This is a genomic window from Mucilaginibacter lutimaris (genome assembly GCF_042676625.1).
Taxonomy (GTDB): Bacteria; Bacteroidota; Bacteroidia; order Sphingobacteriales; family Sphingobacteriaceae; genus Mucilaginibacter; species Mucilaginibacter lutimaris.
The window spans coordinates 1,745,843-1,759,347 of sequence record NZ_JBHTIA010000003.1 but is presented as its reverse complement, the minus strand read 5'-3'; the positions used below and the strand labels follow the sequence as shown (position 1 = coordinate 1,759,347).

15 protein-coding genes are annotated in these 13,505 nt (G+C 42.2%); 9 read left to right on the top strand and 6 right to left on the bottom strand.

Annotated features, from left to right (window positions below; all coding sequences use genetic code 11):
• The first annotated feature begins 30 nt into the window (after positions 1-30).
• Both ACFQZI_RS08835 and ACFQZI_RS08830 read left to right on the top strand, forming a co-directional pair.
• Positions 31-279, top strand: a complete 249-nt coding sequence (locus ACFQZI_RS08835) for a hypothetical protein (protein ID WP_377141287.1) — start codon at positions 31-33, stop codon at positions 277-279.
• Between the two features lie 345 nt (positions 280-624).
• Positions 625-1,101, top strand: coding sequence for a hypothetical protein (locus ACFQZI_RS08830; RefSeq protein WP_377141284.1), 477 nt, complete (start codon positions 625-627; stop codon positions 1,099-1,101).
• Positions 1,102-1,182: 81 nt separating this feature from the next.
• Here ACFQZI_RS08830 and ACFQZI_RS08825 read toward each other — a convergent pair whose 3' ends face one another.
• Positions 1,183-2,493 carry a PQQ-dependent sugar dehydrogenase gene (locus tag ACFQZI_RS08825; RefSeq protein WP_377141282.1) on the bottom strand — a complete coding sequence of 437 codons (1,311 nt, stop codon included), beginning with the start codon at positions 2,491-2,493 and terminating at the stop codon, positions 1,183-1,185.
• 277 nt (positions 2,494-2,770) lie between these two features.
• On the opposite strand from ACFQZI_RS08825, the gene ACFQZI_RS08820 reads away from it, so the two are divergent.
• The gene (locus ACFQZI_RS08820) at positions 2,771-3,679 is read left to right on the top strand and encodes a hypothetical protein (protein WP_377141279.1); all 909 of its coding nucleotides are present in this window, start codon (positions 2,771-2,773) and stop codon (positions 3,677-3,679) included.
• A 74-nt stretch (positions 3,680-3,753) separates the two neighbouring features.
• On the opposite strand, the gene ACFQZI_RS08815 is transcribed toward ACFQZI_RS08820, so the two are convergent.
• Complete coding sequence (locus ACFQZI_RS08815; RefSeq protein ID WP_377141276.1) at positions 3,754-4,704, bottom strand: aldo/keto reductase; 951 nt, start codon at positions 4,702-4,704, stop codon at positions 3,754-3,756.
• Complete coding sequence (locus ACFQZI_RS08810; protein WP_377141273.1) at positions 4,704-4,937, bottom strand: hypothetical protein; 234 nt, start codon at positions 4,935-4,937, stop codon at positions 4,704-4,706. The genes ACFQZI_RS08815 and ACFQZI_RS08810 overlap by 1 nt, the downstream gene beginning before the upstream one ends.
• 164 nt (positions 4,938-5,101) lie before the next feature.
• Between ACFQZI_RS08810 and ACFQZI_RS08805 the strand changes: the two genes are divergently transcribed.
• From ACFQZI_RS08805 to ACFQZI_RS08795, 3 genes are all read left to right on the top strand, one after another.
• A complete protein-coding gene (locus ACFQZI_RS08805) occupies positions 5,102-5,338 on the top strand; it encodes a helix-turn-helix domain-containing protein (protein WP_377141270.1) in 237 nt (78 codons plus the stop codon).
• Positions 5,339-5,388: 50 nt separating this feature from the next.
• Positions 5,389-5,628, top strand: coding sequence for a DUF3820 family protein (locus tag ACFQZI_RS08800; protein WP_377141267.1), 240 nt, complete (start codon positions 5,389-5,391; stop codon positions 5,626-5,628).
• A gap of 289 nt (positions 5,629-5,917) precedes the next feature.
• On the top strand, positions 5,918-7,015 hold the full coding sequence (locus ACFQZI_RS08795; protein ID WP_377141264.1) for an AAA family ATPase: 1,098 nt from the start codon (positions 5,918-5,920) through the stop codon (positions 7,013-7,015).
• A 49-nt stretch (positions 7,016-7,064) separates the two neighbouring features.
• Here ACFQZI_RS08795 and ACFQZI_RS08790 read toward each other — a convergent pair whose 3' ends face one another.
• The 3 genes from ACFQZI_RS08790 to ACFQZI_RS08780 all read right to left on the bottom strand — a co-directional run bounded on the left by ACFQZI_RS08790 (position 7,065) and on the right by ACFQZI_RS08780 (position 10,209).
• Positions 7,065-8,549, bottom strand: coding sequence for a reverse transcriptase domain-containing protein (locus ACFQZI_RS08790; RefSeq protein WP_377141261.1), 1,485 nt, complete (start codon positions 8,547-8,549; stop codon positions 7,065-7,067).
• 440 nt (positions 8,550-8,989) lie between these two features.
• The gene (locus tag ACFQZI_RS08785; RefSeq protein ID WP_377141258.1) at positions 8,990-9,535 is read right to left on the bottom strand and encodes an REP-associated tyrosine transposase; all 546 of its coding nucleotides are present in this window, start codon (positions 9,533-9,535) and stop codon (positions 8,990-8,992) included.
• Positions 9,536-9,609: 74 nt separating this feature from the next.
• Entirely contained in the window at positions 9,610-10,209 is a 600-nt protein-coding gene (locus tag ACFQZI_RS08780; protein ID WP_377141255.1) for a hypothetical protein, read from the bottom strand.
• Positions 10,210-10,666: 457 nt separating this feature from the next.
• Between ACFQZI_RS08780 and thrS the strand changes: the two genes are divergently transcribed.
• From thrS to rpmI, 3 genes are all read left to right on the top strand, one after another.
• Positions 10,667-12,592, top strand: coding sequence for a threonine--tRNA ligase (gene thrS, locus ACFQZI_RS08775; RefSeq protein ID WP_377141252.1), 1,926 nt, complete (start codon positions 10,667-10,669; stop codon positions 12,590-12,592).
• Position 12,593: 1 nt separating this feature from the next.
• Positions 12,594-13,160, top strand: a complete 567-nt coding sequence (gene infC, locus ACFQZI_RS08770) for a translation initiation factor IF-3 (RefSeq protein WP_377141249.1) — start codon at positions 12,594-12,596, stop codon at positions 13,158-13,160.
• An 88-nt stretch (positions 13,161-13,248) separates the two neighbouring features.
• Positions 13,249-13,449 (top strand): 50S ribosomal protein L35, encoded by a 201-nt coding sequence (rpmI, locus tag ACFQZI_RS08765; protein ID WP_256537078.1) that lies wholly within the window; start codon positions 13,249-13,251, stop codon positions 13,447-13,449.
• Positions 13,450-13,505 lie beyond the last annotated feature (56 nt).

Here is a 13,505-nt window from a genome sequence, read left to right as displayed (position 1 = left end):
TGGCAAAGAAATTGTATTGCCATTAATACCATGAAGAACACAACATTCGAAAACATATTCGACGCTTACCAGCTTGTGAGCGGCGCAAAAATAAAAGCCAAAAATTACGATGAGGTTTACGAACTGGGCCAATACGACGGCACTAAGCGCGGTTACGTACTTTACGCCTTTGAAGACGGCGTACGTTTCGAAGATTTCAGCGTCATCATTTCTGAAAACGAACTGATGAACAACTATCAAATTGAAAAAGGCAGGGTTAATACGGCTATTGCTGCATAACTACTTACTTTTTGTCATCCTGAGCCATAGCGAAGGATCTATTTTTGAGCACTGCATTTTCGATAAGCATTGTGGCGGATAGATGCGTCACTATCGTTCAGCATGACAATCTGGTATCATTTTGAAATAAACCCGCCTTTCCTTATCTTCGCATCAAATAATACTACGATGCTATTTAATAACTCTATCTGTAACACCTTTAAGCGGCCCATGGGCACGCTACAGAAGAGTTATGCATCAAGGATCCAACTCTTCTCATAGCACACCTGATAAACAGGGATAACAATTACTTTTATTTACAAAACCTACAAGGCATTTGCCATGGGTTAACATTTTTGAATTTTTATGGACACTTACTATACTATTGAAGAAAAGTATTTACAGGCTGTGGAAGAGCTATCATATGGAGAAACCCCAAAAGCGCTGAATTTACTCAACGAGTTGATCAATAACGACCCGCTGTATGCGCGTGCGCATTTTCAGTTAGGAAAAATATATTATTATGATTTAAAGGATTACCAAACCGCAGGTTACCATTTTAAAACCTGCATGGAAATAGACCCATTATTTTGCGATAATTATTTCCATTACTTAAGCCTGGTGGTTTTTCTTAAAATGGATAAACAGGTTAAAGCGGTTGCTGACAAGGCACTAATTACGCCAGGCGTAAGCGCATCCTCTATTTACGAGTTGCTTGGCCTTTATGCCGAAAAAACAAAGAATGGGTTAAAGCGCTGGATGCTTACCACCATGCTTATATGGAAGCAACCACGAAAGAACAACTCGACAGCACAGAGCAAAACATTGGCCGCGTTAAATTAAAAATGCGGCAGGGTATTGTTTACCAATATACGCTTGCCGGCTAACAAGAAAGGCCTCCGATTTGGAGGCCTTTCTTTGATTTTATTTCTTGTAGCTTATCTTATAAACAGTTCCTTTAGAATCGTCGGTTACGTAAAGTGAACCATCGGGGCCCTGGGCTAAACCACATGGGCGGCGTACCGCCCTGCCTTTTGCGGTGTTCTCTGCCGAACCTGAGAAACCATCTGCAAATACTTCCCATTTACCATCGGGCTTGCCATTTTTAAAGGGCTGGAAAACTACAAAGTAACCAGCCTGTGGCTCCGGCGCGCGGTTCCACGATCCATGGAAAGCAATAAAGGCACCGTTCTTATATTTCTCCGGGAATTGGTCGCCGGTGTAAAATAATAAACCGTTAGGTGCAAGGTGCCCCGGGTACGCCGCGGCAGGAGTAATGTATTTACCGGTAGGGTCGCCGTCCTTTTTACCATCGCCACCATACTCCGGTGCTAACATTTTTTTGTTTTGTTGCTGGTCGTAGTAAATATAAGGCCAGCCCGCGTTATCGCCTTTTTTTAGCGCGTACATACATTCGGCAGGTAATTCTGCCTGTTGTTTGGTATCATACATTTCCGGAAAAAGATCATGCAGGCCATCGCGCCCGTGCTGCATTACAAAAAGTTGGTTGTTCTGTTTATTCCAGTCTAACCCAACCACGTTACGCAGGCCGGTAGCATAACGCACGCCATCTTTGTAAGTTTGATTAAGCTTATCGGCTTTAAACTGCCATATACCACCTGCCGAATCAAGTATAGGGCAGCCCGGCTGGCCTAATGAACCTTTCTCCCGGTCTTTAACCTGGCAAGAGTTTGAATACGCACCTATATTTACATAAAGGTTTCCGGCATCATCTAATACAATAGCCTTGGCTTCGTGTTGGTTACGGTTTAACAAGCCTTTAACAACAGTTTCGGGCTTGCTGCCGTCTATCACTTCATTTTTATCATTCAGTTTGTAACGATAAACATCTTCATTTGAAGATGTATACAAATAACCGTTCTTGATGTAGATACCTGTGCCGTCGTAGTCGCCAAAACCGTTTTTAACTTCGGCCTTGCCCTTAGCTTCATGCAAAACCAAAACACCTTTGCCATCTTTTGGCTTACCAAGTTTTACAAAAATATCCCCTTGTGGCGATACTGCGATGTGGCGCGTGCCACCGAGGTTTTCGGCAAGTACATTAGCTGTAAACCCCGATGGAAGTGTTAAACCTCCGTTTGCCGAAGCTGTGGTATCTGTGGTTGCGGTGGTAGTATCCGCACCGTTTTTTTTGCTATTACTGTTACAGGAGGCAAATAATACCGATCCGGCTAACGCTGTAGCAGCCAATACAAAGTTTAATTTGTTTTTCATTTTGTGTGAGTGTTAAAATTGATTGATGATGGCAGGGGCGGCCATCAATTGGTAAGCGAATTTAACTTAATATACAGTAAATTCCGAAATCTGTTTTGTAGTATATGTGAGAATATACCAGAATTGACCGTTACAATAATTTAGATTCCCATAAATTAAAATTTAGTTTCATATTATATATAAGTTACAATATATAATTCTGATTATATATTTATTGTTAAAATCTGTTAAACTATTGCTGGTGGCTGCCGTCATAGATGTATAAATTTTAAAGGATATGAAAAAGTCAGTTATACTATCAGCAATATTATTTGGCAGCTTGGTTTACAACAGTGCTCAGGCACAAATTTCGGTACATATAGGTTTTAATATTCCGGCCCGCAGGGTTTATGTACCCGCACCGCCGCCACAACCTGTAATGGTTTATGATAACGACGAGTTTGATGATAGCGATGAATACTATTATCTGCCCGAAGTTGAAGCCTATTACAGTATACCACGCCATTGCTATTACTACCAGGATGGTGGCCGCTGGATCTCTGCTGCATACTTACCGGGTGCATACCGTAACTACGACTGGCGCACTGCCACCCGCTACGAGATAAGGGGCCGCAGGCCGTACTTCCGCCACGATGAATACCGTAACAGGTGGGGTGGCAACTACGACCGTAAAAACTGGAACTGGAACCGCCGCGATAACAATTATGCCGGCCGCTATAACCGCCCCGAAGTGAACAGGAACAACGATTGGAACCGCGGTAATGATTGGAATAAAAGAAATGACAGACCGCAAGGTGGTTTCAACCAACCCGGCCGCGATCGTGATAATCAGGGAGCCTGGGGCCGCCCTCAACAACCAAATCGCAACGACGATAACCGTGGCCGCGACAACCAGGGTAGTTGGGGCCAGCCTCAGCAACCTAACCGCAATAACGATAACCAAGGCGGATTTGGCCAGCGCCCGCAAAGAAACGACCGCCCGCAAGGTGGTTTTAACCAGCCAACCCGCGACCGGGGCAACTGGGGAGGCAATGGCGGACAACAGCCTCAACAACCAAACCGTAACGATGATAACAGGGGCGGAGGCCGCGGCTGGGACAATGGCGGCAACCGTGGTGGCGATGACCGCTCGCAATTAGCACAAAACAGGGGTATGTTTGGCTCGCATCGCCAGGCAAGGTTCTAAAAATTACCACCTCCATATATACAACAAAGCCGTCCGGATGTAAATGGGGACGGCTTTTTCTTTTTAAATCATTACTAATAATTACTTGCAGTGGTAAGCAACTCAATCGCTTCGCCATTTAAATTCAATTCTGCAGATTTAATTAGCTCGTTTAATTGTTGTACGCTTGTAGCGCTGGCGATAGGGGCGGTAATGCCGGGCCTTGCCATAACCCATGCCAGTGCGATGCCGGCGGGTGTAGTATCATATTCTTCGGCAACTTTATCTAAAGCCGCCAATATCTTGTAACCGCGGCCATTCAAATATTTTTTAATGCCGCCGCCGCGCTTACTTTTGTTCAGGTCATCTTCTGACCGGTATTTACCCGTTAGGAAACCGCTGGCTAAGGAATAATAGGTTATTACCCCGATATTATTTTCCCGGCAAAGCGATTCGTATTGCGTTTCATAATCTTCACGGTCGTACAAATTATATTCGGGTTGCAGGGTTTCGTAGCGGGCTAAGCCATTTTCTTCACTAACCTTTAAAGCTTCGCGAAACCTGTCCGCACCATAATTTGATGCGCCAATAGCCCTTACTTTACCTTGTTTAATAAGGCTATCGAAAGTTTCTAATGTTTCGGCCAACGGCGTATCCTTATCATCATCGTGCGATTGGTAAAGGTCTATATAATCGGTTTGTAACCTGCGCAACGAGGACTCCACAGCCCGGGTGATGTAGGCTTTAGACAAGCCCTTTTTGTCATCGCCCATTGGTTTGCCAACTTTAGTGGCAAGTATTACTTTGTCGCGCTTGCCGCTTTGTTTTAGCCAATTGCCAATAATGGTTTCAGATTCGCCGCCGGTATTGCCGGGTGCCCACTTACTGTATACATCGGCAGTATCTACAAAATCAAATCCTGCATCAACAAAGGCATCCAGCAAACCAAAGGAGGTTTTCTCGTCGGCGGTCCAGCCAAACACGTTGCCGCCAAAGCAAAACGACTGCACAAATATGCCGCTCTTACCCAATTCGCGTTTTTCCATTATTCAGAATAGTTTATTCCCGTTTCTATCTGCTCAGCCAGTTCATCAACCCAGCCGGATAAGTATGGCTCCGAGCCGCTTATTCGTTCCCAGTTACCATTCTCGTCTTTTGCAATGGTTAGTATAATAGTTTCGTCGAGGGCGTTAAACTGGTAGGTGCCATTAGTTTCTGTAACTATACCGCTAACCGGTGTATCTGTGCCTGTAAGTACTGCTTCAAATTGCTGTTCCATAGTATTAGTGTTTATTTTTTAACAAGGGTGCAGCCTTTGTGTTTTGAATTTTGCTGTTATTAAAGGTTATGGCATCCGGTGTTAGAGAATTTACAGGCATTAAAAACCGTTCTTCATATTTATCCGTTAGTTATTAATATAAACCTCTACATACCAATACCATAATGAAACCAATAGGAAAAACCCTTGCTTTGGCTATACGCCAGAAACGTACCCAACTGCATTATTCACAAGAGTTTATGGCATATAAGCTTAAGCAAACCCAAAACGCATACTGCAAAGTAGAGTTGGGGCAAACTAAAGTTACCCTTATAAAGCTTATTGAAATTTGCGAGGTGTTTGAAGTGGATATCCACGATTTTTTAAAGCCTGTGATTGAGCCGGTGTTAAAAGTTGCCTGATACGGCAGCTAAGCACACATGGTAGCTAAATAATCTGCTACATTTGCGCGGTGGAAAATATTGTACCTAACCCGCAGGTTTTAATTGATTGCGTAAACTCACGTATGCCGTTTGGCAAGTATAAAGACACCCTCATTTGCGATATGCCCATAAGCTACCTGGAATGGATGCATAGCAAGGGCTTTCCGCCGGGCAAGCTGGGTATGCTGCTAAGCACCGTGTTCGAAATTAAAAGCAACGGGATAGACCAACTGCTGAGACAAATTAAACACAAATACGGTAGATACTAACTAACAAACTGATCAATTTCTTCCCCCTTGACTTATGAAAATTTACGACACTGTGCGGGACAGTTGCATAACAATTTGTAAATCAAGTATATACAAAATATAGAAATTTAACTTTACTTAAAGTGATACTACTTAATTTATAATGTAAACATTTATAAATAAAATAGTTATGTTCTTAACACAGGGTGTCCCACTTTCTAAAAAACGGGACGGAATGGGACACCCCAAAAATTTACAATTTCTTTGAATTATAAAGATTATTCTTTATATTTACAGAAATTATAATTTCATGGACGAACCCGATTACTACCAGATCTCGCCGACGCGCCGTTTATACCGCCCGGCAGCTATTGAAGCTATCCGTACGCAAAACTACGAGAACAAGAAGCGTTTAAAAAAGCACGGCCTCGACCAATCCATTTATCTCGACCCGCAAAAAACCGACCTGCTGTTTGTTAAAACCGCCGCCGACTGGATGAAGCAGGAGTATGGCAAGCCCATGCCCCGCATGCTGATGGGCGATTTTTGGCTGGAGGGAGAAATGTGCATCCTGTTTGCCGATACCAACCTGGGCAAATCAATCCTTGCGGTACAAATGGGCCACAACCTGGCACAGGGCGTGTGTACGGGTAATTTCAACAACCAGCTGGAGCAGCAAACGTCCGTGCTGTATGTAGATTTTGAGATGGGCAGCAAACAGTTTGAGAGCCGTTACTTCGACAGGCAGTGGGGGAGTTTCCCGTTCGGCCGAACGTTTTACCGTGCCGAGTTTAATCCCGAGGCCGAGAACCCCGCGCTGTACGATAGTTACGAAACTTACCTGGAGCAGGCGCTGGAACGTGCCATTGATAAAACCAAAGCCCGGGTGCTTATTATCGATAATCTTACCTACATGGCCCGTGGTACTGAAAGCGCCCGAGAAGCTATGCCGCTGATGAAAAAGCTGAAGGCCCTAAAGAAAAAACATAACCTGAGCATGCTGGTGCTGGCACACACGCCAAAGCGCAACGCCCATAAACCCATTACGGTGAACGATCTGCAGGGCAGTAAAATGATCATCAACTTTTGTGATAGCGCCTTTGCCATTGGTAAAAGCCATACCCAACCCGGCACGCTGTACCTGAAACAGGTTAAACAACGCAGCCGCAAAACCATGTACGACGAGCATAACGTTTGCCTCTGCCGCATAGAAAAGGAACTGAACGACCTGCACTTTGTGTTTGACGGATACGCCAAAGAAGCCGACCACCTGCAAAGCGCCCGCGACCACGCCCGCGAGCAACTGCAACAACAAGCCCGCGACCTGCACCTGTCCGGCCAAAGCTACCGCCAAATAAGCGCGCAATTAAAAGTGCCTCTTAGTACTTTGGGGAGATGGTTGGGGTAGAAGAATGTTGGTTTAGGCACACTTAGTAGCCGTGTGCCAGCAGTGGCATTTAAGCTATTAATTTATTTAAAACATTCCAATGTCTTCGGGTTTGTCTTTTAATTTTATTATTAGGGAGTTTATTGGCAGCCAAATAAGCATAAGAAATAAAATTACCCCAATTGTATCGAGTTGTAGGTAACCATATAGATGGATCTGATTTGTCTTGAATATATACTCTTTTTCGCTCTGCACCTTTATAAGTGAACTTTTTATATAGTCGTGATTTAAAAATTCCGTTCTTAGCGGAATCAACTTTTGCGTAAAATTTACCTCTATGAATGGATCTTTTTAATTTCCTGTAATAGCCAGAAAGGCTTGCTGATTTTAAGAATGTGTTAAACCCATCAAATTCAAAACCTAAGTATTCAAAATTCTTATTATTATTTAATTTTCCATCGAGTTTTTGAGCACAAATAAAACGAGAGCCTATTTTATCAAACTGAAATATTTGAGTTTTTTTTGTTTGAAATTCTAAACCGAGTTTGTCAATTTCATCGTTAAATAATTTTTGGATATCCTTTTCATATTCTTCTTTACAAATAACGACCATATCATCTGAATATCTTCGATATAGACCATTTACTGAAGTTATATATGTGGCAATTGCTTTATCAAAAGAAAGCATATAAATATTTGCCAAAACAGCACTAATTGGAGAGCCTTGAGGAATACCTTTGTTGCGAATTTCCTTACTTACCAAATCAACATATTGGTTTTTTATTACTAACTTCTTATTAAGTATACGTTTTTCAAATTCGTTTAAATAACAGTAAGCAATAGCTTTTTGATTTCTAAGATATCTCTGCTTAGAAATTTTCTTCCTTCTTATGCCTACCTTATTTTGTATTATGATATCATCTTTAAATTCATTGAAGAGTTGGTTTTCATTTACAAATGAAAATCGAGTTATATTTTTAAATATGTTAAAATAATCTTTGTCTAACGAAACTTTATCAAGGATATAACAGATTGATTTTTTAAGCTTATCATGTGGAATATTATCAAAAAATGATTTTACATCTAAAGTGATTGCAGTCAACTTATTAGATTTATTTTCTAATATGTAATTGAAAATTTCTGCAGCAAAATCACAATTTGATTTGTGAATTGCCTTTGTAGCCTTTGAGTTTATAGCAATTCGCCGATACGCTGTGGCACAATCTTGAATTCCAAGATCAATTAATTTTTTCTCATATTTTTCGCCAAGTAGCTTTGCATAATAGCTAAATATATTTGCGTCTAAGTGATTAGCGTAGTATAATTCTCTGGGTTTGCGATCTGAAAAACGATAAGCCGATTTGCTACCATCTTTCTCTGTCTTTCTTCGGTATTTTCTTACTAACGTTTCTCTATGGATAAATGGATAAAAGCCGTGTGACGCAATTTTTTTTTCATCGCGTACATATTTATCTACCCATGCTCTATCTTTCAAGGTTAAAGGTAATCCAATGTGAGGATATTTTTTAAGCCTAAACCAATCTTTTTCATCCATATTTAAATAGTGCAGCACGTAATTGTGACTGAGGGCCTGCTTACTTAATGGATTAATACATGCTATAAACGATAAGTACTAATGCACTTATCACCCAATCACGTCGGGAAATATTATTAGTATCTTCACACAACATATCTGAAATGAAATTAATCATAGCATACACATTGGGCAAGCTTCTTATAAGGTCTATTCACTACTGGAGCAAAAGATTACTTACAAGTTGCATACATGAAATCAACTAAACCAATTGACATAATTTTCAATCAGCAGATTTTAAAAAACGTATTAATCGGCTCAACTACGCGCTGCACATTCAAACTTAATAATTTAGTATTGATTTATAGCTACAAATTATACTTTTACTGCGTGCCGCGTTTGCCTTTCTTATAACCTCTTGCTGGCGCACACGTGCCGCGTGTGTCCCCGCAGTTAACCGGCTACAAATATTCAATATCTACCAACCCTTTGCCGTCAGCATAGTCAATTGCGCTCGAGTACTTCCAATGATGAGCCTCATACACAAAACCAGCTTCTATAGGATTGTTATGTATATAATCCGTTTTTTGGCCTATCACTTCAGCGCTCCATAATTCAATAGGTTTATTGTTATGTTGCCAAAACTGATAGCTTTTAACATTGCTGCTTTTTGCGGCAGCCCTTTTAAACATCCAAAGCATCCATTCCTTACGCGACTCCTGTATATTCGAACTTGTCGCTTTTATCAATTGCTTTGATGTGTATTCTTTAAAACGGCCCAATATCACTTCCGGGTTATTTTCTTTAGCAGCGAAAATTAGATGTATATGGCATGGCATAAGGCACCAGCAATATATTTCCATTCCTAAATTACTCTTACAATAGTTTAGGCTGTCAACAATGAGTTCATTATAGCAAGGCCGGGTAAAAACGTCTATCCAGTTAACCGTGGCAAAGCTAACAAAGTACAATCCTTCTTTATTCAGAAATTTATATTTCCTGCTCATTAATGTAACTCGGTTAAGGCGGTTAAGGCACACGCGGCACGCGTGCGCCAGCACTGGGGCTATCCAAGTATGCGTTAATCCCTGTCTATATCTAAAAGCAGGTCTTTTTTGTTCAGGTCTTTCAGCTCGGCAACGGTTAAGAAACGTTCTTCGGTATCATATTCTTCGCGCTTTAAATCGTCTAAGCCATTTATACCATCTGTTTGCATCTTATTGTTTACAAAAAATACGCTGTCGCCATGTACACGGGTAACTTTAGATAGGCTGTAAGCATTCTCTGCAATTTTCATGTGCAATATATCATTCTTCTGTAAGGCCGGGATCATTTTGGTTACCCGCTCGGCATTTTGCTTGCCATGTATAACTACAAAGGCTATAATAACGGCGATAACAGGTATAGCCGAGAAGGTCCAGATAGGTGTAGAGGCGCCTGACTTTACGTTTCCGTAACTCAGTTTAAGAGATGGCGTCATGTCCTTTAAGGCCAACACCTGCCGGCAATGCACGCATTCGGATACGCCGGTTTTCCCTACCGGGAAAAATGGGATCCAAAAAATGTGCGCCCATTTCTGAAAAATGTGCATTTGCATACTGTTTAAAGTGTTGCAGTTGGGGCATGGGTCTGCTATGTATTCTGTTTTAACAGCTTTTGATTGTATGCCGTAGATAACCATAATTGATGTTTATTGATAGTTTATTGGCAATGAAAATAGTTAAATTTCTTGTGGGGCGAAATTATTTTTGGCTTCCGCGTTAGTGCAGACAGCAGTACTGCCAAAAATCCCTCCCCATGGGAGGGTTAGGGAGGGGTTATGCGCCAAGTTCTTCACGAGTTGTTACCACGGCAACAATGGTTGGCTAATAAATCATCCTCATACTCGTTTGAATCATAGTTATGAAAGTTGGCATGGCGTACAAACCCCTTCCTGCACCTTCCCAAGGGAAGGAATCGCACTGTGCCACCGCTTCTTGTTTTATGGTTATTTCATAACAAAACACCCTTTCCGTCAAAAAGCACAATTTACTTTCGCTGTATAAATAAAATCCTATTTTTGCCCTAAGTTCAAATCGCGTTAGTATGCGATTTAGTTATAAGTCACTTATTTATTAAAATTTAAATCATAGTTGTAGATGATTAGTATTACTCTCCCTGATGGTTCCGTTCGTGAATACGATAAAGGGATCACTTCCATGCAGATAGCCTTGTCTATCTCCGAAGGTTTAGCACGTAACGTATTGGCTGCCGAAGTAAACGGCGAAGTTTGGGACGCGAGTCGCCCAATCGAAGAGGATTCGAGCGTTAAGCTGTTAACCTGGAACGACGCCAAAGGTAAATCAACCTATTGGCACTCATCGGCCCACTTACTGGCTGAAGCATTAGAGGCCTTATACCCTGGTACCAAATTTGGTATAGGGCCGGCTATAGAAACCGGCTTTTATTACGATGTAGATTTTGGCGACACCACCATCTCATCAGACGATTTCAAGAAAATTGAAGACAAGGTTATTGAGCTTGCAAAAACCAAAAGCGAATACATTCGCAAACCGGTTAGCAAGGCCGATGCCATTGCATATTTTACCGATAAAGGGGACGAGTACAAGCTCGACCTGATCAAGGACCTACCCGACGGCGGCATTACTTTTTATACGCAAGGTAACTTTACCGACCTGTGCCGCGGCCCGCACATCCCTAACACAGGCGCTATAAAGGCTGTAAAGCTGATGAGCGTTGCAGGTGCTTACTGGCGTGGCGACGAAAGCCGCAAACAGCTTACACGTATTTACGGGGTAACCTTCCCTAAAGCGAGCGAGCTAACCGATTACCTGCACCTGATAGAGGAAGCCAAAAAACGCGACCACCGCAAATTAGGTAAGGAGCTTGAACTGTTTGCCTTTAGCGAAAAGGTGGGCATGGGTTTACCATTGTGGTTACCAAAAGGTACCGCCCTGCGCGAACGCCTGACCAACTTTTTGCAAAAAGCGCAGGTAAAATCGGGTTACGAACAGGTGATTACCCCGCATATCGGTCATAAAAACCTGTACGTAACATCAGGCCACTACGAGAAATATGGCGCAGATTCGTTCCAGCCCATAAAAACCCCGCAGGAGGGAGAGGAGTTCTTTTTAAAACCGATGAACTGCCCGCACCACTGCGAGATATATAAAACCAAGCCGCGCTCTTACAAAGATCTTCCGGTTCGTTTGGCAGAGTTTGGTACCGTTTACCGTTACGAGCAAAGCGGCGAGTTGCATGGCTTAACCCGTGTGCGTGGCTTTACGCAGGACGACGCGCACTTGTTCTGTCGCCCCGACCAGGTAAAGGAAGAGTTTAAAAAAGTTATAGACCTGGTACTTTATGTATTTGGTGCGTTAGGTTTTGATAACTATACCGCGCAGGTATCGTTACGCGACCCTAACAACAAAACCAAATACATTGGTACCGATGATAACTGGGCTTTAGCCGAAAGTGCTATCATTGAAGCTGCCGCCGAGAAAAACCTGCCAACCGTAGTTGAATATGGCGAAGCGGCGTTCTATGGCCCTAAGCTTGATTTTATGGTGAAGGACGCCCTTGGCCGTAAATGGCAGTTAGGAACCATCCAGGTAGATTACAATTTGCCTGAGCGTTTCGAGCTGGAATACACCGGCAGCGACAACCAAAAGCACCGCCCGGTAATGATCCACCGTGCGCCATTTGGTTCATTAGAGCGCTTTGTTGCGGTATTGATAGAGCATTGCGCGGGTAATTTCCCGCTGTGGTTATCGCCCGAGCAATTCATTATTCTGCCCATATCTGAAAAATATGAAGAATATGCAAAAAAACTTTCAGATGAGTTAAAAGATTCCGATATTTGCGGGCTGATTGACTTTAGGGACGAGAAGATCGGTCGTAAAATACGCGACGCTGAAGTTAAAAAGATACCATATATGCTTATTGTGGGCGAAAAAGAGGCAGCCGAAGGGTTGGTTTCTGTACGTAAACATGGCACCGGTGACTTGGGCAGCATGAGTATTGAAGAATTTAAACAACAAATAATTAAAGAAATAACAGTATAACTTGGCTTTAAACAAACCCTTCAACAGAGGACCAAGGCTTCCATTTAAGAAAAAAGAAGCCGAACATAATATCAACCAGTTTATAAGGGCACAGGAAGTGCGCCTTGTAGGCGACAATGTGGAACAAGGCGTTTACTCGTTAAGAGATGCTTTGGCCATTGCGCAGGACTTGGAACTTGACCTGGTTGAGATATCTCCAAACGCAGTACCTCCCGTTTGTAAAGTAACCGATTACAACAAATTCGTTTACGAGCAAAAGAAGAAGCTTAAAGAGATAAAAAGCAACGCCAAGCAAACCGTTATCAAAGAGATCCGTTTCGGGCCGAACACTGATGACCATGACTTTGAATTTAAATTGAAGCATGCGCAAAAGTTTTTGGAAGCCGGCGAAAAGGTAAGGGCTTACGTACACTTCAAAGGCCGTGCAATTGTTTATAAAGAACAAGGCGAGATATTATTGCTGCGTTTTGCACAGGCATTAGAAGATTTAGGTAAAGTAGAGCAACTACCAAAGCTGGAAGGTAAACGTATGTTTTTAACGGTTGCTTCAAAAGCGCAGAAAAAGTAATAATTAAGGCAGATGCGTTGGTATGCAGATGCAATTAAAATAAAACGTTGAGATAACGTAAATCATCTAAACACAAATAAATAGAGTTATGCCAAAAATGAAAACCAATTCCAGTGCAAAAAAGCGCTTTAAGCTTACTGGAACCGGTAAAATTGCCAGAAAAAACGCATTCAAAAGCCACATCTTAACCAAGATGTCGACTAAACGCAAGCGTAACCTTAGTCACACCAGCTTAGTATCAGCTGCAGACATGGGCAACGTAAAACGTATGCTTTGCATAGGCAAGTAATCAAACAAATTTTTTAACCAGGTATTAGAGTACAGAAGCTCCTGGAAAGGACACTC